This is a genomic window from Enterobacter roggenkampii (genome assembly GCF_001729805.1).
Classification (GTDB): domain Bacteria; phylum Pseudomonadota; class Gammaproteobacteria; order Enterobacterales; family Enterobacteriaceae; genus Enterobacter; species Enterobacter roggenkampii.
Map to the genome: position 1 here is coordinate 1865198 of NZ_CP017184.1, position 21876 is coordinate 1887073.

At 58.8% G+C, this 21876-nt stretch carries 18 protein-coding genes and 1 other RNA gene; 9 read left to right on the forward strand and 10 right to left on the reverse strand.

The features are described from left to right. Nucleotides 1–39: 39 nt before the first annotated feature. From btuC to selO, 6 genes are all read left to right on the forward strand, one after another. Entirely contained in the window at nucleotides 40–1020 is a 981-nt protein-coding gene (gene btuC, locus BFV67_RS08725; RefSeq protein WP_069598153.1) for a vitamin B12 ABC transporter permease BtuC, read from the forward strand. A gap of 22 nt (nucleotides 1021–1042) precedes the next feature. Beyond that, nucleotides 1043–1594: a glutathione peroxidase gene (locus tag BFV67_RS08730; RefSeq protein ID WP_021241087.1), complete on the forward strand. Its 552-nt coding sequence runs from the start codon at nucleotides 1043–1045 to the stop codon at nucleotides 1592–1594. After that, complete coding sequence (btuD, locus tag BFV67_RS08735; protein WP_039023822.1) at nucleotides 1594–2349, forward strand: vitamin B12 ABC transporter ATP-binding protein BtuD; 756 nt, start codon at nucleotides 1594–1596, stop codon at nucleotides 2347–2349. Before BFV67_RS08730 ends, btuD begins: the two co-directional genes overlap by 1 nt. Nucleotides 2350–2423: 74 nt before the next feature. Beyond that, entirely contained in the window at nucleotides 2424–2888 is a 465-nt protein-coding gene (locus tag BFV67_RS08740; RefSeq protein ID WP_008500650.1) for an NlpC/P60 family protein, read from the forward strand. A 293-nt stretch (nucleotides 2889–3181) separates the two neighbouring features. Continuing rightward, on the forward strand, nucleotides 3182–3898 hold the full coding sequence (locus BFV67_RS08745) for an EAL domain-containing protein (RefSeq protein WP_008500649.1): 717 nt from the start codon (nucleotides 3182–3184) through the stop codon (nucleotides 3896–3898). Between the two features lie 61 nt (nucleotides 3899–3959). After that, nucleotides 3960–5402 (forward strand): protein adenylyltransferase SelO, encoded by a 1443-nt coding sequence (gene selO, locus BFV67_RS08750; protein ID WP_069598154.1) that lies wholly within the window; start codon nucleotides 3960–3962, stop codon nucleotides 5400–5402. Nucleotides 5403–5440: 38 nt separating this feature from the next. Here selO and BFV67_RS08755 read toward each other — a convergent pair whose 3' ends face one another. The 8 genes from BFV67_RS08755 to ppsR form a co-directional block, all read right to left on the reverse strand. Next, entirely contained in the window at nucleotides 5441–6220 is a 780-nt protein-coding gene (locus BFV67_RS08755) for a heme ABC transporter ATP-binding protein (protein ID WP_069598155.1), read from the reverse strand. Beyond that, on the reverse strand, nucleotides 6213–7205 hold the full coding sequence (locus BFV67_RS08760) for a FecCD family ABC transporter permease (protein ID WP_069598156.1): 993 nt from the start codon (nucleotides 7203–7205) through the stop codon (nucleotides 6213–6215). The genes BFV67_RS08755 and BFV67_RS08760 overlap by 8 nt, the downstream gene beginning before the upstream one ends. Then, the gene (locus BFV67_RS08765) at nucleotides 7205–8026 is read right to left on the reverse strand and encodes a heme/hemin ABC transporter substrate-binding protein (protein ID WP_069598157.1); all 822 of its coding nucleotides are present in this window, start codon (nucleotides 8024–8026) and stop codon (nucleotides 7205–7207) included. The genes BFV67_RS08760 and BFV67_RS08765 overlap by 1 nt, the downstream gene beginning before the upstream one ends. Beyond that, on the reverse strand, nucleotides 8023–9051 hold the full coding sequence (chuS, locus tag BFV67_RS08770) for a hematinate-forming heme oxygenase ChuS (protein WP_063436396.1): 1029 nt from the start codon (nucleotides 9049–9051) through the stop codon (nucleotides 8023–8025). Before chuS ends, BFV67_RS08765 begins: the two co-directional genes overlap by 4 nt. A gap of 35 nt (nucleotides 9052–9086) precedes the next feature. After that, a complete protein-coding gene (locus BFV67_RS08775) occupies nucleotides 9087–11069 on the reverse strand; it encodes a TonB-dependent hemoglobin/transferrin/lactoferrin family receptor (protein WP_069598158.1) in 1983 nt (660 codons plus the stop codon). Nucleotides 11070–11141: 72 nt separating this feature from the next. Further along, nucleotides 11142–11324, reverse strand: coding sequence for a hemin uptake protein HemP (hemP, locus tag BFV67_RS08780; RefSeq protein WP_021241095.1), 183 nt, complete (start codon nucleotides 11322–11324; stop codon nucleotides 11142–11144). Between the two features lie 196 nt (nucleotides 11325–11520). After that, entirely contained in the window at nucleotides 11521–12567 is a 1047-nt protein-coding gene (gene aroH, locus BFV67_RS08785) for a 3-deoxy-7-phosphoheptulonate synthase AroH (RefSeq protein ID WP_008500645.1), read from the reverse strand. Nucleotides 12568–12719: 152 nt separating this feature from the next. Continuing rightward, nucleotides 12720–13553: a posphoenolpyruvate synthetase regulatory kinase/phosphorylase PpsR gene (ppsR, locus tag BFV67_RS08790; RefSeq protein WP_008500644.1), complete on the reverse strand. Its 834-nt coding sequence runs from the start codon at nucleotides 13551–13553 to the stop codon at nucleotides 12720–12722. A 335-nt stretch (nucleotides 13554–13888) separates the two neighbouring features. Between ppsR and ppsA the strand changes: the two genes are divergently transcribed. From ppsA to BFV67_RS08805, 3 genes are all read left to right on the forward strand, one after another. Then, nucleotides 13889–16267 carry a phosphoenolpyruvate synthase gene (gene ppsA / locus BFV67_RS08795; protein ID WP_069598159.1) on the forward strand — a complete coding sequence of 793 codons (2379 nt, stop codon included), beginning with the start codon at nucleotides 13889–13891 and terminating at the stop codon, nucleotides 16265–16267. Nucleotides 16268–16501: 234 nt separating this feature from the next. Then, nucleotides 16502–17902: an MFS transporter gene (locus BFV67_RS08800; RefSeq protein ID WP_032651556.1), complete on the forward strand. Its 1401-nt coding sequence runs from the start codon at nucleotides 16502–16504 to the stop codon at nucleotides 17900–17902. Nucleotides 17903–17905: 3 nt separating this feature from the next. Next, a complete protein-coding gene (locus tag BFV67_RS08805) occupies nucleotides 17906–20281 on the forward strand; it encodes a glycoside hydrolase family 3 N-terminal domain-containing protein (protein ID WP_069598160.1) in 2376 nt (791 codons plus the stop codon). A 5-nt stretch (nucleotides 20282–20286) separates the two neighbouring features. Here the strand turns inward: BFV67_RS08805 and rprA are convergent. Together rprA and ydiK are read right to left on the reverse strand one after the other, a co-directional pair. Then, nucleotides 20287–20394: antisense sRNA RprA (gene rprA / locus BFV67_RS08810), an RNA gene on the reverse strand. A gap of 207 nt (nucleotides 20395–20601) precedes the next feature. Beyond that, nucleotides 20602–21717 (reverse strand): AI-2E family transporter YdiK, encoded by a 1116-nt coding sequence (ydiK, locus tag BFV67_RS08815; protein WP_021241100.1) that lies wholly within the window; start codon nucleotides 21715–21717, stop codon nucleotides 20602–20604. Nucleotides 21718–21876: the final 159 nt, after the last annotated feature.

The following is a 21876-nucleotide window of genomic DNA, read 5'->3' on the forward strand; positions in this document are numbered from 1 at the left end:
GTAAAATCAATTACATCTCTCGCTACGAAAACCGTAAACATGCTTGATTATGTCCATCTTCAGCACCGTTCCGATCGGCGTCACCTGCTTTTTCTGGTGCTGCTGCTCATTGTCGCCGCAGGCGTTAGCCTCTGCGCCGGTGACCGGTGGATAGGGCCCGAAAGCTGGTGGGGACCTGACGGACAGCTCTTCGTCTGGCAAATTCGTCTGCCGCGTACCGTCGCGGTGATGCTGGTGGGGGCCGCGCTGGCGCTGTGCGGCACTATTATGCAGGCGTTATTTGAGAATCCTCTGGCGGAGCCCGGGCTGCTCGGCGTGTCTAACGGTGCGGGCGTGGGGCTGATTGCAGCGGTGATGCTGGGCGGAGGAGATCTCTCCGGCTGGAGCATTAGCCTGAGCGCGATCCTCGGCGCATTACTGATAACGCTCATCCTTCTTCGTTTTGCCAGACGGCACTTATCGACCAGCCGTCTGCTGCTTGCCGGCGTGGCGCTGGGGATCATCTGTAGCGCGCTGATGACCTGGGCGGTCTACTTCTCGACCTCTTTTGACCTTCGGCAGCTCATGTACTGGATGATGGGCGGCTTTGGCGGCGTCGACTGGCAGCAGGGCTGGCTGATGGCGCTGCTGGTGCCGGTCATCGTGTGGGCTGCCCTGCAGTCGCAGCCGTTGAATATGCTCGCGCTGGGTGAAACCTCAGCTCGCCAGCTGGGCATGCCGATTGGGTTCTGGCGTAATGTGCTGGTCATCGCCATTGGCTGGCTGGTCGGCGTCAGCGTGGCTCTGGCGGGCGCGATTGGCTTTATCGGTCTGGTGATTCCGCATATGCTCCGACTATGCGGAATCACGGACCATCGAACCTTGCTTCCGGCCTCGGCGGTTGCCGGGGCCGTCACGCTGCTGGTGGCCGACATCATCGCCAGGCTTGCCCTGACGGCCGCAGAGCTGCCCATTGGCGTGGTGACCGCCACGCTGGGCGCGCCGGTCTTTATCTGGCTACTATTAAAAGCTGGACGTTAAATCGACAACCTGAGGAAATGCTATGCAGTCAGATATCCTGAATACTGAAGTGACCACCATTGATGGCGATAAAACCACGCTGGAAGGCTACAAAGGCAATGTGTTGCTGATCGTCAACGTGGCATCCAAATGCGGCCTGACGCCGCAGTACGAGCAGCTGGAAAACATTCAGAAGGCCTGGGAGAAAGACGGTTTTACCGTGCTGGGCTTCCCCTGCAACCAGTTCCTGGGGCAGGAGCCGGGCAGCGAAGAGGAGATTAAAACCTTCTGCAGCACTACCTACGGCGTAACGTTCCCGTTGTTCAGCAAAATCGATGTCAACGGTGAAGACCGCCACCCGCTGTATGCGAAGCTGATCGCTGCCGCACCGAAAGCCGTCGCGCCGGAAGGCAGCGGTTTTTATGAACGCATGGCCAGCAAAGGCCGCGCGCCGCTTTATCCGGACGATATTCTGTGGAACTTTGAAAAATTCCTGATAGGTCGCGACGGTCAGGTCGTACAGCGTTTTTCACCGGATATGACCCCTGAAGATCCGATCGTCATGGAATCGATCAAGCTGGCGCTGGCGAAATAATGTCGCTGCTGATGCAGCTCACGGACGTTGCCGAGAAGGGACGTCTGGAGCCGATAACCGGCGCCGTCAATGCGGGAGAAATCCTGCATCTTGTCGGGCCAAACGGCGCAGGAAAGAGCACGCTGCTGGCACGGATGGCAGGCATGACTGCCGGAGAAGGGCAGATAATGTTGCTGGAGCATACGCTGGCCGAGTGGTCGCCGGTCTCGCTGGCGCATCGGCGCAGCTATCTCGTGCAGCAGCAGGTGCCCCCCTTTGCGATGCCGGTCTGGCACTATCTGATGCTGCATTTGCACGACAAACATTCTACGGCACTGCTGACGGACGTGGCCGCGGCGCTGGGGCTGGAGGATAAACTCTCCCGGCATGTCAGCCAGCTATCCGGTGGCGAATGGCAGCGGGTGCGTCTGGCGGCTGTGATTGTTCAGGTCCACCCGACCGGTAATCCTCATGGGCGGATGCTGCTTCTCGATGAACCGATGAGCGGTCTGGATGTGGCGCAGCAGGCGGCCCTGGATACCCTGCTAAGTGCGCTCAGTAGAAAAGGCATCGCCGTGGTGATGAGCAGTCATGACCTCAACCACACCTTGCGTCATGCCCACCGGGTGTGGCTGCTGTCGCAGGGGAAGATGATCGCCAGCGGTACGCGGGATCAGGTTCTTACGCCGCCCAATCTTGCCCGCGCGTACAACATGTCGTTCCGCAGGCTGGATATTGAGGGCCATAAGATGCTGATTTCGACCGGGCAGGAGTAAGCGTTTCTTGCCTGCGAGCACAATTGCACGCTAAATTACGAAAAGAACAAAAAAAGCAGAGGATTCGTCTGAAAATGCGATTCTGGTTTCTCCTGATGGCCGCACTTTTTCTTGCGGGATGCAGTAGCCATCGTGCACCGCCGCCTAACCCACGGCTTTCAGATTCGATCACCGTCATTGCCAGCCTCAACGATCAGCTGAGCAACTGGCGCGGCACGCCTTATCGCTACGGCGGCATGAGCCGTGGCGGTGTAGATTGCTCCGGCTTCGTTCTGATGACGTTTCGCGACAAGTTTGATTTACAGCTGCCGCGTGAAACGCGTAAACAGGCAGAAATCGGCACGGAAATTGATAAAGACGACCTCCTGCCCGGGGACCTGGTTTTCTTCAAAACCGGATCGGGGGAAAGCGGACTTCATGTGGGCATTTATGATACTGACAACCAGTTCATTCACGCCTCGACGAGCCGCGGCGTGATGCGCTCTTCTCTTGATAATGTTTACTGGCGTAAAAATTTCTGGCAGGCACGACGTATATAATCTTCGTCGTATACCTCTCTTATGACGGCATGGTAGCGAATAAACATGCCGTTTTTTCTCAAATAAGATGATTAAAGTTAAATTTACCTAAAATTAGCGAATCCCTCATGTATCTGTTTTATCTAAAACTGGCTATTATTTTGCAACCAGGATAAGATTATTTTAGATTCAGGGAAAAATCTGAAAATTAATACGGAACTAATGAAATTAATCTTATTAAAATCAAGACAGTGGAATTGTGTCGGCAATTGCTCCAGGATGTCCTCTCTCATCTTTAATGCGGGGCGAGTGCAATGATAATTACGCTAGATAATGCTTACCAGTCTGAACTGCTGCTTTTGCCTGCCCGTAATAGCGCAGGGGAGCTTAAAGGTTTAGAAATTCTGGTTAACTTTACTGGCGTCGACAGCGATGTGCGGATCCCCACTGAGCTTGTTATCCCACGACTTTCAGCGGCTGAAGAGTTAGCGCTGTTTAACGAAAAACTGCAATTGCTTGATACCTGCAAACTGTTTTTTATTCAGCATCAGTTAATTGCATGGATCAATATTACACCTGCAATAGTTGAATTTTTATTAAGTAATGGAAACGCTGTTTCAATTCTTGAGCGTTATCCGTTTCTTGAGTTTACTGTTAATGAGAATTATCCAGGTTTAAATAACGGAAAGGACGATCTTCAGCTGGCGAGAATGGCAATCCATTTCCCATTGGTGCTGGCAAACTTTGGTGCAGGCGCTGCATCGCTCAAGGCGGTCTACGATGGATTATTTAAACGGGTTATTCTCGATAAAGGCTTCATTCAGCAGCGTGCTTCAGAGCTCTCTTTTGAGCCATTTATGCGCGCCATCCTCTGGCAAATCACGCCGCACTGCCAGTCTGTGATTGTCTCGGGCATTGACGACCACGGTCTGTTGCAGCGCGTGTTGTCCTTTAATTTTGGCGCCATGCAGGGAACACTCTGGCCTGCCGTCTCGGCGGAACACGTCACTACGCTGGTTCAGCAGCGATAACCCTTGCTTTCGCCCGTGTTTAAGTCCGGGTAAACCCTCTACACTAAAAGCAGGAGGACTTATGACCCTGTCTTTTACTGCTCACTGGCATGACGAGTTGCCGGGATTTTATACTGCACTCAAACCCACACCGTTACAAAATTCACGCCTTATCTGGCATAACGATCGGCTGGCAGAAGAGCTGGCCATTCCGCCTGAGCTGTTTCAGCGTTCAGGGAGCGCTGGCGTCTGGGGAGGCGAAACGCTTCTCGCCGGTATGCAACCCCTGGCCCAGGTCTATAGCGGACATCAGTTTGGCGTCTGGGCTGGGCAACTGGGCGACGGCAGGGGGATCCTGCTCGGTGAACAACAGCTTCCCAATGGGGAGACGGTTGACTGGCACCTTAAAGGTGCGGGCCTGACGCCCTATTCGCGGATGGGCGACGGGCGTGCGGTTCTGCGTTCAACGATTCGCGAATGCCTGGGCTCCGAAGCGATGCATGCCCTCGGTATCCCCACCACCCGTGCGCTGTCGATCGTGACCAGCGACACGCCGGTTGCGCGCGAAACCGTGGAAAAGGGCGCAATGCTGATGCGCATTGCGCAAAGCCATCTGCGCTTCGGTCATTTTGAACACTTTTACTATCGCCGCGAGCCGGACAAGGTGCGCCAACTGGCTGACTTTGCCATTCGTCACCACTGGGCGCATTTGCAGGACGACGCGGATCAATACGTTCTCTGGTTCAGGGACGTGGTGGCCCGTACCGCAGCCCTGATTGCTCGCTGGCAAACGGTAGGTTTTGCCCATGGCGTCATGAATACGGACAACATGTCGCTTCTCGGGTTGACCTTTGACTACGGTCCGTTTGGTTTCCTGGATGATTATCAGCCAGGGTACATCTGTAACCACTCCGACTATCAGGGGCGCTACAGTTTTGACAATCAGCCCGCGGTGGGCCTGTGGAACCTGCAGCGGCTTGCGCAAACCCTGTCGCCGTTCATCGACGTTGATGCCCTGAATGATGCGCTCGACAGCTATCAGGCGATCTTACTGCGAGAGTATGGCTCGCTGATGCGCAACAAGCTGGGGTTAGTCACGCAGGAGAAGGGCGATAACGACATCCTCAATGGCCTGTTTGCCCTGATGGCGCGCGAGGGCAGCGATTTCACGCGCACCTTCAGGATGCTGGGCCAGACGGAGCAGCACAGTGCCGCCTCGCCGCTGCGCGATGAGTTTATTGACAGACAGGCGTTTGACGACTGGTTTGCATCGTACCGCGCGCGGCTGCAGCAGGAGCAGGTGGATGATGCGACCCGCCAGGCGCAGATGAACGCTACGAACCCGGCGATGGTGTTGCGCAACTGGCTGGCGCAGCGGGCGATTGAGCAGGCCGAGCAGGGCGAGTACGACGAGTTACACCGTCTGCACGTGGCGTTGCGCACGCCGTTTGCCGACCGGGATGATGATTACGTCAGCCGCCCGCCTGAGTGGGGCAAGCGGCTGGAGGTCAGTTGCTCAAGCTAGTGTCTGGCCGGAGTCGGCGTCGTCAGAATCCGGCCCGGTCAGGGGACGAGAAACACCTGCGGCACGGCGTGAGCGGGATGCCTGCCGACGTGTACCTGTGCGCCGTACCAGCGCGCCAGCGCATCGGCCTCCAACACGGTTTCCGGCTCTCCCTGGGACACGATCCTGCCGCTGTGCAGGAGCAGGATGCGATCCGCCCACAGCGCTGCCAGGTTGAGGTCGTGCAGCACCGCGCACACGTGCAGATGTCCCCGGCTGGTCAGGGATTTCAGCAGGCGCAGCAGATGCTGCTGGTAATAGAGATCCAGCGCGGACGTCGGTTCATCAAGAAACAGCCAGCCGCGCGGCGCACCGTCGCACCAGAGCTGAGCCAGCGCGCGGGCGAGCTGAACGCGCTGCTGCTCGCCGCCGGAGAGCGCGGCAAACTGCCTTCCCGCCAGCGGTAAACAGCCGGTGATGGCCATCACCTCCTCGATCACCGACGCTTCTGGCGTGCGGGTCCAGGGCGCGCGCCCCATACCGACCACCGCCTCAACCGGCCAGTCAAATCCGAGCTGCGTGCTCTGGCGCATCACCGCCCGGTAGCGGGAGAGCCTTTCCGGTTGCCAGGCCGCAAGCGGTGTACCCGCCAGGCTGCACCGTCCCCCAGCAGGTTTAAGATAGCCGGTAAGCAGTCGCAGCAGCGTCGATTTCCCGGCGCCGTTGGGGCCAATCAACGCCACCAGCTCGCCCTGAGATAAGGTCAGCGACACGTCGTTAATCAGCGTGCGTTGCCCGGCGCGAAAAACAAGGTTTTCTGCACAATAGCGTTCAGCCATGCGCACCTCCACGACGAAAGATCAGCCACAGGAACCACGGCGCGCCGAGAAGGCTGGTCAATAAGCCAACCGGCATTTCCGCCGGAGCGACCACGCTGCGCGCCAGCGTGTCGGCCACCAGCAGGAGCAGCGCACCGGCCAGCACCGAGCCGGGGAGCGTGGCCCGATGGTCGGCTCCCAGCCACATGCGCACCAGGTGCGGCACCACCAGGCCAACAAAACCGATCACGCCGCTGATCGCAACGGCGGCAGCCACCAGCAGGGCGCTGCACAGCAGCAGGATCCGCTGCACGGCGGCCACCTCCACGCCGAGATAGTGCGCCTCTTCGTCGCCCAGCTGCAGCAGGTTGAGGGGCCCTGCCAGGCGCCAGATAATCAGTACGGTGGGGATCATCAGCGACGCGACGGCCAGCAGCGTCGACCACTGCGCCTGGCCGAGGCTGCCCATTCCCCAGAGTGAAAGCTGGCGAAGCTGGGCATCATTGCTGAGCCATGACAGCACGCCGACGGCCGCACCGCACAGGGCGTTGATGGCAATGCCCACCAGCAGCAGGCGCGACAGGGAAGCGTCACGCTGACGGCTGAGCAGGAAAATCACGAAGGTGGCGGCCAGCGCGCCGAGAAACGCCGCCAGCATCGGGGCATACAGCATCACCAGTGCAGGCAGCGAGAGCGGAAGCACCACCCACAGCGCGACGGCAAGTGCCGCGCCGCTGCTGATGCCGAGCAGGCCCGGGTCCGCCAGCGGGTTGCGGAACAGCCCCTGCATCACGCAGCCCGCGAGCGCCAGTGAACCGCCGATCGCCAGCGCCAGCAGCACGCGTGGCAGGCGGATCGTCAGCCAGATCTGACGCAGGGCCTCGTCGGTGCCATTCCACAGCAGGCTGACCGGCAGGCGTAGCGCGCCAATACCGCTGGCCGTCAGCGTCGTGGCGACCAGCAGCGCGGCCAGCATCCACAATGACAGGGCGACTCGCCGGGACATCAGGGCAGTTGCTCCGCTTTGGTACGCAGCTGCCGGATGGCTTCCGGCGTTCGCACGCTAAAGCCCAGCAGCGCCATATCATCAATCGCCAGCACCTGCTTATTGCGTCCTGCCGGGGTTTGCGCCAGCCCGGGCAGCGTCCACAGATTCGCTTCGCCACCCAGGGCGTTGATGCCGTCCTGCGAAATCACCACCAGATCGGGCCGGCTGGCAATCACCCCTTCCTGAGACAGCGGCTGATAGCGGGTGAACCCCTGCATCGCATTCTGCAGCCCCGCCGCGCGAATGGCCGCGTCCGCGCCGGTCTGTTGTCCGGCAGCCATCGCGGTCATCCCGCCGTGGTTGAGAATAAACAGCACCCGCTTGTTGAGCGGCGATGTGGGCAGGGTTGACAGCGCCTGACGCAGCTTGCCGCGCAGGGCTTCCCCCTCGGCCTCCCGGTGCGTCGCTTCCGCCACGATCCGCACTTTTTCGTCGATGACGCTCAAATCGTTAGCGGCTGGAACCGCGATAACCCGGACGTGGCTTTGCTCAACCTGCTTTAGCGCCAGGGAGGGCTGCGCCTGGGCGCTGGCCAGCACCAGCGTGGGGCGCATGGACAAGATCCCTTCCGCGTTGAGCTGGCGCAGATAGCCCACGTCCGGCAGCACGTTCGCCGCCTGCGGCCACTGGCTGGTGCTGTCGCGGGCCACCAGGGAAGACGACGCGCCGAGGGCGTAGACAATCTCGGTGACGTCGCCGCCGAGCGTGATGATTTTCTCCTGCGGCGCAGCAAACGCCATCAGGGGCAGGGCGCTGAACAGGACAAGCCACCGTTTCATGCGGCCAGCCCTTTCGCCGTCAGGGCGTCTATCTGGCTGCGCCACTGGCTTTGCTCCGGCTCGCCTTCGGTGCGCTGGCCGTACAGCTGGGCGATTTGCGTCCCGTCGGCGGCAAACAGCTCCAGGCTGGTGACATGCCCGTCAGCGGTTGGTTTGCGCGTGACCCACGTCTCCGCAATGGCGTCTTCAAGCAGGTGCAGGGTAAAGGTTGGGTTGAAGATGTTCAGCCAGCCTTTCATCGGCGCCAGCTTTTCCACCACGCCGGTGAAAATCTGTACGCAGCCGCGGTTGCCGACGAAGACCATGATTTCATTGCCGTCCCGGCGCGCCGTCTCCAGCAGCTGCGCCAGCGCGCTGTTCTCTACCCGGCAGGCCAGATCGTCCCCGACCAGGCGAAACGCCTGCTGGCGGCTGAGGTTATGGCGTTTGAGGAGGCTGAAGAACTGGTGCACGTCGGTCATGGCGCGCCACTCGTTGTCCACGAGGTCGGCTTGCGCATTTTCCGTGTGAGCAGGCGCGTCGGGCGCCTTCAACGCCAGCGGTGGATTATCGGCAAAGATAAAACGCGTCAGCACGTCGCCCCAGGCGGAAAGGTCGGTGTTATCCGTGGCGTAGACCTTCAGCAGGGCATCGCCCTGGTGGTCGAAGAACTGAATGCTCTGCCGCTCGCCGCGGGCGGTGGCTTCACTGATGTGAAACGCGCTTGCCCACTGGTTGAGGAACAGGCGCAGATCCAGCGCGCGCGGGTTCAGCACCAGCCCGGCATGGCCGTTCAGGTGCTGGTTGGTGAAGCTTCCGACCTGCTCGTGAACGGCGTAGTTGTTGCGGCAGATGCATTTGGTTTCGCCCACCGCCTCCAGCGCGCCCAGGATCTCGCGGATCTCACCGCGCAGTCGCCAGGCGTCGTGACCCACGCGGGTAAAGGTCAGCTCTGCTTCGCTGATATTCATTAACCCTGCGATGTCGCGCGCGTACTTACCCGGATTGTCTTCTTTCAGCTCAAGCCAGCGCGTGTAGTGATTCATTTTCTTTTCCTTCTGAAGAGTTGCCCCGACTGGAATTACCACTGATAGCTTACGAAAATCTTGCCGTTACGGCCGTCCTGCGGAATGCCCTGAGGTGACCAGTATTCTTTGTCAAAGGCGTTGCCGAGCACCAGCGTCGTGGTCACGCCTTTGAGCTGCTCCTGACCCTTATAGCTGACGTAGAAGTCATTGACCGCGTAGCCCGGCTGCTTGCTGTAGCTGCTGCTGATATGCGTTGAGCGATCGACAAAGGTGCCAATCCAGCCGACGGAAAAACCGCTCTGCGCCACCGGAATGTCCAGCTTGCTGGTGACGGTATCCGGGTTGATGCTGGAGATGTACTCGCCCGTATCGGTGTCTTTCCCGCGCGTGCGGTTATAGGCCAGGTCGAGGTTGAAGAGGTCGGCAGAGTATTTTGCCATCATGTCCCAGCCCCAGATTTTGGCGTTCGGAACGTTATAAGACATGGTGGTCGCGGCGGCAAAATTGACGGTGGTGGAGATATAGTCTTTAGCTTTGGTATCGAAATAGCTGGCTTTAAACTCCAGCGCATCGTTGGCAAGCAGCAGATCGTCAAAGCGCAGACCGAACCCAAACTCCTGCGTTTCGTTGGTTTCCGGGCGCAGGTTCGGGTTCGGCACCCAGTAGTTGGTATAGAAGCGGCCAATAGAGAAGTGTTTGGCGTCGTTGTACATCTCGCCCATAGTGGGCGCGCGGAACGCCTGCGCGTATGAGCCAAACAGCATCAGCCAGTCGGTCGGGCTGACGGTCAACCCGGCGCGGGAGGACCATTTATCGGCATCCACGTCGTCGTAGCCATTGCTGCTGCCGCGGTAGTTGTCATAGCGCGTACCGCCCAGCAGGGTGACCGGCAGATCGCGCAGGGTGATCTCATCCTGCAGCCAGCCGGAGCTGAAGTCGATTTTCGCCTCCGGGAAGCCGGTGGTCGCGCCGCCCGGATGCTGCTCCTGACGGTAGTATTCCCCACCGTAGGTCAGCAGATGTGCTGCAAACGTGTCGCTGAACAGGCGGGTGCGGTTTTCCACCTTGCCGCCTTTGGTGGTCTGCTTGCGGAACTCACCGCTGTTGTCGATATTCTGGGCATTAATGCGCGCTTCGGACCAGTAGACCTTCGCGTCGGCGTTCAGCCAGTCGTTACCTTCCGGGGCGATGCGGTAGCCCACCTGCGCGTCACGCTGGATGGTGGAGCGATCTGTCATCGGGTTACTGCTGTCCGCCCCAGTAGTTTGCGGGTTTTTTGGTTCCTGCGCATCGTTGTTGTAGTAGCGCAGGGCGCCGCTCAGGGTCTGGGCCGGGTCGATTTTCCAGCTGCCTTTCGCCAGCATGTTATTGATGGATTCGTCGTTAGGGGCGGTTGCTCCGTCGCTCTGGCGGATATCACCGCGATCCCGGCTGGACCAGGCCACCAGACCGTCCAGCGTGTCGGTGCGGCCATAGGCGCTGGCCCCCATGCCAAGACTGTGATCGCCTGTCGCCCCCGTACCAAACACACGATAACCGCTGTTTTTACCCGTTTCCAGCAGGTCTTTTGCATCGACGGTGTCATAGGAAATCACGCCGCCCAGCGCGCCGCTGCCGTACAGCAGGGCCGACGGGCCGCGAACCACTTCGATACGTTTAATCAGCGCCGGATCGAGGAACGTGCTGTTCAGGTGGCCGGTGTCGGTGCCCTGACGCACGCCGTCAACCAGCACCAGCACGCCGCGACGATCGTAGCCGCGCAGGTTCACGTCCTGCCCGTTGGTGCGCCCGGTGCCGTCCAGCGTCAGGCCGGGAACGTTACGCAGCAGGTCAGCCGCCGAGCTGGCGGTTTGTTTCTCCGGCGCGCTGGCGTCAATCACGCTCACCATCATGGGGGCTTCAAAGGCGCTGCGGGCGTTGCCCGTGGCGGTGACGGTCATTTCATCTGCGGCAGCAAACGCGACGCCCGGCAGGGTGCTGACAATCGCCAGCGCCAGAAGTGACGGGCGTAAAGACGCGGAAGGCAGGTGTGGCATAGCAACTCTCCATAAAGAATCGAAAGCGCTGGCTGCCTGGGGATCACCTGGGTGGCTGGCGAAGTTTTTGGTTTATTTTGTGAGGATCAGTTTTCCGGCATGGGTCTGGCGCAGCAGATAGCGCTGGCCGTCATGCTCGATAATGACCCGCCCCGCATCGCCGAGCAGGGTTTTGCTGTCAATCCGACGCTCGGTAGGGGCTGGTGCTGTGTCTGTTTTTGCTGGCGTTGCCGCGCTGTTATCCGTACGTGACATAATGTTTATAAATAACAATCAATGTAACAATGATAATCATTATCAATAAACTGCAAATTTACGGCAAGCGTTTTTGTGAAAAAAGGGTGAGAGGATCAATATTGTGCAATGAAAAGCCCGGTGGCGGCTTCGCCTTACCGGGCCTACAACGGCAAGAATCGTAGGCCGGGTAAGCGCAGCGCCACCCGGCAGGATGTTAAAAGCGCGTGTCTACGGCTGCAGCCAGCTTCTCCAGCAGCAGCTCGCTGTCTTCCCAGCTCAGGCACGGGTCGGTTATCGACTGGCCGTATACCATCTGCTGGCCAGCAACGATTTTCTGCGTGCCTTCTTTGATAAAGCTCTCCGCCATAATCCCTGCAACGGCGGTTGAACCGCTGCGGATCTGCTGGCAGATCTCATCGCAGACGTCCAGCTGGCGGCGATGCTGCTTCTGGCAGTTGCCGTGGCTGAAGTCCACCACCAGATGTTCCGGCAGGTCGAATTCCGCCAGCGTTTCACAGGCCGCAGCAATATCTTGTGCATGATAATTGGGCTTCTTCCCGCCGCGCATGATGATGTGCCCGTACGGGTTACCGCTGGTCTGGTAGATGGTCATGTGACCGCTCTTGTCCGGCGACAGGAACATGTGGCTGGCACGGGCCGCGCGGATGGCATCGACCGCAATACGCGTATTGCCATCGGTCCCGTTTTTAAAGCCGACCGGACAGGAGAGGGCGGAGGCCATCTCGCGGTGGATTTGGCTCTCGGTGGTGCGTGCGCCAATCGCGCCCCAGCTGATCAGATCGGCGATAAACTGCCCGGTCACCATATCAAGGAACTCGGTGGCGGTCGGCACGCCCAGCTCGTTGACCTGCAAAAGCAGCTTCCGCGCCAGCTCGATGCCGTGGTTCACGCGATAGCTGCCGTTGAGGTCAGGGTCGGAAATCAGTCCTTTCCAGCCCACCACGGTACGCGGTTTTTCAAAGTAGGTTCGCATCACAATCTCAAGGCGGTGCTGATACTTATCCCGCAGGCCCTGAAGCCGTTTTGCATAATCCATCGCGGCATCCAGATCGTGGATGGAGCAGGGACCAATCACTACCAGAAGACGCTTGTCTTCACCATTGAGGATTTTTTCAATGCGGCGGCGGGAGGCCGTCACGTGTTCCGCAACGGCCGCGGAAACAGGATGCCGCTGGGCCAGTTCAGCCGGCGTGACCAGGCTGTCAATGCGCGCAGTGCGGAGTTCATCGGTTTTATTCATGGAATGTCTCAGAAAATTTTTGCTTCATCGGCAGACTACCGGGAAGTGATGGGCATCACCTTAAACCAATCCCTGCTGATTTCAAGTTCGGGGCGACACCGCCCCGTGGTTGCCGATGATGATACCTGAATCTGAGCTAATGTACTAGCATATTAGTACATGCGGCGATTAAGCCCCATGATGTCGAGAATTTTGGTGGCAATTTCTTCCACAGAGTAGTTGGTGCTGTTCAGCCACGGGATCTGATTTTTGCGGTACAGGGCTTCCACTTCGGAGACCTCCATCCGGCACTGGCGCATGGAGGCGTAGCGGCTGTTCTCGCGGCGCTCTTCGCGGATGGCGGCAAGGCGCTCCGGATTAATGGTCAGCCCGAACAGCTTGTGCTGCAGCGGCTTCAGGGCGGCGGGCAGCACCAGGTTATCCATATCGTCAGCGATGAACGGGTAGTTGGCGGCGCGAATGCCGAACTGCATCGCCAGGTAAAGGCTGGTCGGCGTTTTGCCGCAGCGCGACACGCCAAGCAGGATCACCTGCGCCTGGTCGAGATTACGCAGCGAGATGCCGTCGTCGTGCGCGAGGGTATAGTCAATGGCGGCGATACGGGCATCATACTTGGTCAGGTTGCCGGGGTTCAGCCCGTGGGTACGGTGGGCGATAGGCGTTGGGTCGAGCTTCAGCTCGCTTTGCAGCGGAGCCACCAGCGCCTGCACGATATCCTGGCAGAAGCCTTCACTCTGCAGAATGATGGCGCGAATCTCGGGGATCACAATGGAGTAGAACACCAGCGGGCGGACGCCGGTCTGCTGGTAAATGGCGTCGATCTGGTCCTTCACCGCTTTGGCGCGGCTCTCATTTTCGACAAACGGCAGCGTAATGCTGTTGATCGATACGGGAAACTGCGACATCACCGCGTGGCCCAGCACCTCGGCGGTGATCGCCGTACCATCAGAAATATAAAAAACGTGACGATCGACAGCACTATCCATTTTACCCACCCTGAATATCAGACGTAATTGTCTGAAAGCATAAATTAAAAAAGTAATTTACACAGCAAAGAACTTATCCTAATTATGAATGAAACGCTGTTTTTGATTTTCCTGAAAAGTGGATTTCATTTTTCAAATAGCGACTTTATTTTTGGGGTTTCTGGCTGAATATAGAGGAATCATCGGGTTAATCGTTGATGGGAAAGTATCCGAAAAGTTGAAAATTTAAATTGCTTACACGATTCACCGTTTTTTTAGCGGAAATAATTATGCCAGTATAAATACGTAGTCAGGTGTTTCTTACTCCGATCAAATATCACAAAAGGATTGTTTCGATGTCCAACAATGGCTCGTCACCGCTGGTGCTTTGGTATAACCAACTCGGCATGAATGATGTAGACAGAGTTGGGGGCAAAAATGCCTCCCTGGGTGAAATGATTACAAACCTGTCGGGTATGGGTGTCTCCGTACCGAACGGGTTTGCCACCACCGCCGATGCCTTTAACCTGTTTTTAGACCAGAGCGGTGTTAACCAGCGCATTTACGACCTGCTGGATAAAACGGATATTGATGACGTGACCGAGCTTGCCAAAGCCGGGGCGCAGATCCGCCAGTGGATCATCGACACACCTTTCCAGCCGGAACTGGAAAAAGCCATTCACGACGCGTACAACCAGCTCTCCGCTGACGACGCGCAGGCCTCCTTTGCCGTGCGCTCTTCAGCCACCGCAGAAGACATGCCGGACGCCTCGTTTGCCGGGCAGCAGGAAACCTTCCTGAACGTCCAGGGTTACGATGCGGTGCTGGTGGCGGTGAAGCACGTGTTTGCTTCCCTGTTCAACGACCGCGCCATCTCCTATCGCGTGCATCAGGGCTACGACCATCGCGGCGTGGCGCTCTCCGCTGGCGTGCAGCGCATGGTGCGTTCGGACGTGGGCTCATCCGGCGTGATGTTCTCCATTGATACTGAATCCGGCTTCGACCAGGTGGTGTTCATCACCTCCGCGTGGGGGCTGGGTGAGATGGTCGTGCAGGGTGCGGTAAACCCTGACGAATTCTACGTTCACAAGCCTACGCTGGCCGCTGGCCGCCCGGCGGTGGTGCGCCGCACCATGGGCTCGAAAAAAATCCGCATGATCTATGCCCCGACCCAGGAGCATGGCAAGCAGGTCAAAATTGAAGATGTACCGCAGGAGCAGCGCGACCGCTTCTCCCTGACCGACGCCGAAGTGCAGGAGCTGGCGAAGCAGGCGGTGCAGATTGAAAAACACTACGGCCGTCCGATGGATATCGAATGGGCGAAAGACGGGAACACCGGCAAGCTGTTTATCGTGCAGGCGCGCCCGGAAACCGTCCGCTCACGCGGTCAGGTGATGGAGCGTTACACGCTGCACGCCCAAGGCAAAATCGTGGCGGAAGGCCGTGCTATCGGTCACCGCATCGGTGCCGGTCCGGTGAAGGTGATCCACGACATCAGCGAGATGAACCGCATTGAGCCAGGCGACGTGCTGGTGACCGACATGACCGACCCGGACTGGGAACCGATCATGAAGAAAGCGGCGGCTATCGTCACCAACCGCGGCGGCCGTACCTGTCATGCGGCGATCATCGCCCGCGAGCTGGGGATTCCTGCGGTTGTCGGCTGCGGTGATGCTACCGAGCGCATGAAGGATGGACAGAATGTGACCGTCTCCTGTGCCGAAGGCGATACCGGCTACGTGTATGCCGATATCCTCGACTTCAGCGTGAAGAGCTCCAGCGTGGATACCATGCCGGACCTGCCGCTGAAGATCATGATGAACGTCGGCAACCCGGACCGCGCGTTCGACTTCGCCTGCCTGCCGAACGAAGGCGTAGGCCTGGCGCGTCTGGAATTTATCATCAACCGTATGATCGGCGTTCACCCGCGTGCGCTGCTGGAGTTTGACGACCAGGAGCCGAAGCTGCAGAACGAAATCCGCGAGATGATGAAAGGCTACGATTCGCCGAGGGAGTTCTACGTCGGCCGTCTGACCGAAGGGATCGCCACGCTGGGTGCCGCTTTCTATCCGAAACGCGTGATTGTGCGCCTGTCTGACTTTAAGTCTAACGAATACGCCAACCTGGTGGGCGGCGAGCGCTACGAGCCGGAAGAAGAGAACCCGATGCTGGGCTTCCGCGGGGCCGGACGCTACGTGTCCGACAGCTTCCGCGACTGCTTCGCGCTGGAGTGTGAGGCGGTGAAGCGCGTGCGCAACGACATGGGGCTGACCAACGTCGAAATCATGATCCCGTTTGTGCGTACCGTGGATCAGGCGAAAGCCGTGGTGGACGAGCTGGCGCGTCAGGGTCTGAAGCGCGGCGAGAACGGGCTGAAGATCATCATGATGTGTGAAATTCCGTCCAACGCCCTGCTGGCCGAGCAGTTCCTGGAGCACTTCGACGGCTTCTCTATCGGCTCGAACGACATGACGCAGCTGACGCTGGGTCTGGACCGCGACTCCGGCGTGGTTTCCGAGCTGTTCGACGAGCGCAACGAGGCGGTGAAAGCATTGCTCTCCCTGTCCATCCGCGCGGCGAAGAAGCAGGGCAAATACGTCGGGATTTGTGGTCAGGGGCCATCCGACCATGAAGACTTTGCCGCCTGGCTGATGGAGGAGGGGATCGATAGCCTGTCCCTGAACCCGGATACCGTGGTGCAAACCTGGCTGAGCCTGGCGGAACTGAACAAGTAACGCCACGCTGACCCGAAAAGGCGAGGATATTATTCCTCGCCTTTTTTATTTCCGCCCGAATATGCTCCCCATCACAAATAAAGTAAAAAACTAAATATCATAATTTGCCTGTCAATTTAGACAATTGTTAGCGCGCAAACCGTTGCTAATACTTGAGCCTTACATGCGCATTTCCCTTCAGATGATGCGCAACTGGTTGAAATACGTTTTAACCTGATAAAAAGGCAAATAACAATGACACTCTCCTCTGTATTGCGTACCAAAGATAAAATAGGTTATGGCTTAGGTGATATGGCCAGCGCGCTGGTCTGGCAAACGGCAACGTTATTTCTCGCCTATTTCTATACGGACGTTTTTGGGCTGCCCGCCGCAATCATGGGCACGATGTTTTTAGTGGTGCGCGTGGTCGATGCGTTTGTCGACCCGTGCATTGGCGCGCTGGTGGATCGCACTCAAACGCGCCACGGCCGTTTCCGTCCCTGGCTGCTGTGGTTTGCCATTCCGTTTGGCGTGAGCTGCCTCATTACTTTCTATGTACCGGACGTGGGGCCGACGGCGAAAATCGTTTATGCCTGCCTGACCTACGCGATCTTAAGCCTGATTTACTCCGCCATTAACGTGCCTTACTGCGCCATGCCCGGCTCGCTGACGCTGGATCCGCGCGAGCGTCACTCCCTGCAGTCGTGGCGCTTTGGCCTGTCGTTTATCGGCGGGTTGATTGTGACGGTGATTGCCCTGCCGCTGGTCTCACTGTTAGGCCAGGGCAACGTGCAGAAAGGCTATTTCTATGCCATGAGCCTGATGGGGCTGCTGGGCATTGTGCTGTTTTTCTGCTGCTTCCTGATGACCCGCGAGCGTTATTCTCCGCGCAGTGATACTTCCGGCTCGATGCTCACCGATTTAAAACTGCTGGCCGGAAACAGCCAGTGGCGCATTGTTTTCCTGTTTAATATTTTGCTGTTAACGGCGGTGGTAACGCGCGGTTCCGCCACCATGTATTACGTGAACTACGTGCTGTTGCGCCCGGAGCTGGTTTTTGCCTTTATTGTTTCCGGAATGGTCGCCTCCTTAAGCGGCGCATTATTATCTGAACGGCTGCTGGGGAAATTTGACCGCGTGCGCGCCTACCAGTGGACCATTATTTCCTTCGTCATTTTCGGGGCGCTGATTTTCTTCCTGCCGCCTTCGCAGGTGTGGCTGATTTTTGGCCTCAACATTGTCTTTAGCTTTGTGCAAAACCTCACCACGCCGCTGCAGTGGACCATGTTCTCCGATGTGGTCGACTACGAAGAGCATCGCAGCGGCCGCCGCCTGGACGGGCTGGTTTTCTCTACCGCGCTGTTTGCCATCAAATTTGGGCTGGCGCTGGGTGGGGCGGTCGTCGGCTGGGTGCTTGGCATGGTGGATTACGCCCCGGGACAGGCAGCCCAGGCGCCGCACGTCCTCTCTACGATCAACGCCCTGTTCACCCTTATCCCTTGCGCGCTGTTCCTCTGCATGGTCGCGCTGCTTTCAATCTACAAGCTTAACAGTCGGCTGGTGGATTCCATCGCCCGGGAACTGGCCAGCAAGCGTGAGGTGAGACCCGAAGCAGGGCCGCTCAGCCCGGCAACCCCTTCCGCACTACAGGAGTAAAACATGACAGCTATCTATAAGGACGCGGGACGTCCCGTGCACGAGCGCGTCGCCGATTTACTGGCGCGTATGACCCCGGAAGAGAAGTTCGCCCAGATGCATGCGTACTGGTTGATCCTCGATGAAAACGGCAACCACCGCGAGCGCAGCGACCTCAGCGACGAATTCGCCGGCGTGAGCGAGCAGGCTGCACTGAGCGAACGGCTGAAGCTGGGCATAGGGCAGATCACCCGTCCGCTCGGTACCCATATCGTTGACGCGAAAACCGGCGTGCGCGCCGCTAACCGCCTGCAGCGCATGATGATGGAGGAGACGCGACTCGGCATTCCGGCCCTGTTCCATGAAGAGTGCCTGGTGGGGCTGCTGTGCAAAGACGCCACGCTGTTCCCGTCGTCGCTGAACTACGGTTCGACCTGGGACCCTGAACTGGTACAGCGCGCGGCAGAGCAGATTGGTAAAGAGGCGCGTTCCGTCGGCTGCCAGCAGGGGCTGGCGCCGGTGCTGGACGTTTCCCGCGACGTGCGCTGGGGGCGAACCGAAGAGACCTTCGGGGAAGATCCCTGGCTGGTGGGCGTGATGGCGACCGCCTACGTGAAAGGCTTACAGGGCGATAGGCGCGACCTGCTGGCGACGCTCAAGCACTACGTGGGCCACTCGTTCAGCGAAGGGGCGCGCAACCATGCGCCGGTACATCTGGGCTTTAGCGAACTGAACGACACCTTCCTGCTGCCGTTTGAAATGGCGGTGAAGCTGGCAAACGCCGGTTCGGTCATGCCCGCCTACCACGATATCGATAACCAGCCGGGGCACAGCGACAGCTTCCTGCTGACCACCGTCCTGCGCGAACAGTGGGGCTTCGACGGCATTATTGTGGCGGACTACGGCGGCGTCAGCCTGCTGCACCAGCATCACGGTATTTCCCACGATGCAGCGGAGTCCGCCGCGCTGGCCTTCAACGCCGGGCTGGACGTCGAGCTGCCGAAAGATGACTGCGCGCGGCATCTGGCGGAAGCGGTAGAGCGCGGGCTGATCTCTATGGCGAAAGTGGATGAGATTGTGGGCCGTGTGCTGACCGAAAAATTCCGTCTCGGCCTGTTTGAGAACCCGTATGCCGATGAAAACGGCATCGATCTGCAAAATGACACCTCCCGCCAGGTGGCGCGGGAGGTGGCGACAAAATCGGTCACGCTGCTGGAAAACAACGGCATTCTGCCGCTGAATGGTAAACCCCGCGTGGCGCTTGTGGGGCCGACGGCAGACGATCCGCTGGCGTTGCTCAGCGGCTACAGCTTTCCGGTGCATCTGATCATCAGCGATATGGTGGAGGAGACCTCGCAGGTGACGACCCCGCGCGCGGCGCTGGAACGCTACCTCGGCGCGTCTCAGGTCCGTTACGCCAAAGGGTGTCACATCATTGAGAAACGGATGGCGGGTGCGCCGGTCTTCCCGGGCGACAGCGGCGGTAAACCGATGCAGCAGTCTCCCGTGTCGCAAAGCACCGCCCTTATCCCCGAGGCGGTCAATGCCGCGCAGGAGAGTGACGTGGTGGTGGCCTGCGTGGGCGATCTCGCCGGGCTGTTCCAGAGCGGTACCGTGGGGGAAGGTTCCGACACCGATTCCCTGAATCTGCCGGGCGTGCAGCAGCAGCTGCTGGAGGCGCTGGTGGCGACGGGCAAGCCGGTGATTGTCGTGATGACCGGCGGGCGTCCTTACACTCTTCAGGGCCTGGAGGACAAGGTGGCCGCGCTGATCGTGGCGTGGGCACCGGGGCAGGAGGGGGGCTGGGCGATCGCGGACGTGTTAACGGGACGGGCAGAGCCGCAGGGCCGTCTGGTGGTGAGCGTGCCGAAAAGCGCCGGGGCCATGCCGTATTACTACAATCACAAGCTCAAGAGCGGGGGCACGCCGTTTGCGTTCCACTTCGGTTCACGTTATCCGTTTGGCTTCGGCCTCGGCTGGACGACGTTTCGCTGGAATGCTGCCCGCGTCGCTGCAAGCAGCGTGCCGGTCGACGGCGAGGTGACGCTGAGCGTGGATATCACCAATACCGGGGAACGCAGCGGCAGCGAGGTGGTGCAGGTTTACGTCAGGGATAAGGTCGCCACCCAGGTTCGGCCGCTTCAGGAGCTGAAGGCCTTCCAGCGCGTCACGCTCTCGCCGGGCGAAACCGCCACGCTCAGCTTTACGCTGCCGGTGGAGATGTTCAACTTCACCCGTCGCGACGGGAAACGCATCGTTGAGCCGGGCGAGTTTGAACTGCAGGTTGGCGCATCGTCGGCGGATATCCGCCAGGTGGTGACGGTCAATGTGACCGGGGAAACGCGGGTGCTGCCTGCCGAGTGGCGGATGCTCAGTACCTGTGAGGTTACGCGCGCGTAGTCAGGATAAAAAAAAGCCCATCGTGGGAGATGGGCAAAGACTACACACAGCAATTCGTTGTTTCACTCAGGGGATTTCCATGCTTATAAATCAAGGTGTTGATTTATAACCGTGTGCTAATAGTAGGCATGTCCGCTTTTAGCGTCGATCGGATTCGTCTCAATAGTTAAAGAGATATAAAGATTTCTTGAGGTTATGAGCAGATTGAGTGCAGAAATTGCGGGTCTGACCAGTGTGCAACGAATAAATACTTTAGCAGCGTTAAAGTATTGGGTGGGGGAATGTAGGCCGGGTAAGCGTTAGCGCCACCCGGCAAAAACTTAATGCGTGTTCTTCTCTTCCAGCTCTTCCAGTTCGCTCAAAATCACGTCCGGGTCGGTTCCCGGCGGCGGAATTTCATGCACCCAGGCGGAGAACAGACGCCAGGTAACGGCGAGCAGCACCGGGCCGATAAACAGGCCAATCATGCCGAAGGCAATCAAGCCGCCAATCACCCCGGAGAGGATCAGGATCAGCGGCAGGTCTGCGCCCATGCGGATGAGAATCGGGCGAATGACGTTATCCATGGTGCCGACCACGCAGCTCCAGACCAGCAGCACCGTTCCCCACGTGGTATCTCCCGTCCAGTAGAGCCAGATAATGCAGGGCACCAGCACCAGCAGCGGCCCCAGTTGTGCAAGACAGGTCATCAGCATGACAACGGTGAATATCGTGGCATACGGTACGCCGGAAATCGCCAGACCAATACCGCCCAGCACCGCCTGCACCAGCGCGGTGACCACCACGCCCAGCGCTACCGCGCGTACGGCCTGCGCCGCCAGCAGTACCGCAGCGTCACCGCGTTTGCCCGCCAGGCGGGTGGCAAAGTGACGAACGCCCAAAGCCACCTGCTCACCGCGCCAGTAAAGCAGGGCGCTGAAGAGCAGCATCAGGGTACAGTGCATCATAAAGCGGCCAATATGCGCCGCCTGACCCACAAACCAGGTGGTGGTGGTGCCAATATATGGGCGCACTTTTGCCATCAGCGCGCTGCCGCCCATCTCCAGCAGGCTGTGCCAGCCGCTGTAGAGCTTGGCGCCCACGACCGGAATGCTGTTCAGCCAGGCGAGATCCGGCAGCGTGAGATCGCCGCTGGTCACGGCGCGAATCACCGGGCCGCTGGAGTCGACGAGACTGTTTACCAGCAGCGCAATGGGAATAATAAACAGCAGGAACAGCAGCAGCGTCATGACCAGCACCGCTAACCCGCGGCGGCCGAACAGCAGCTTCTGCAAGCGCAGCAGCAGAGGCCACGTGGCAACGACAACGGTCGCGGCCCAGGCGAAGCCAAGAATAAAGGGTTGAACAATCCACAGACACGCAATGATCATGAGGGCCAGGAACAGCACCGACAGCAAAATTTGCGCAACATCCCTGGGCTGGCGAAGATTGACCATAAATGAAACTTTCCTTAAAAGAACGCCAGCGCGGCTGGCGGGAACGGAAAACCGCATCTCTTTAATCATTAATGATCTCAGCGGTTTTTGACAGGCGGATTTTGCCCGTAATTCTACGAAGCACATAAGAAAAAAATGTGATAAAACTTTCCGGACACA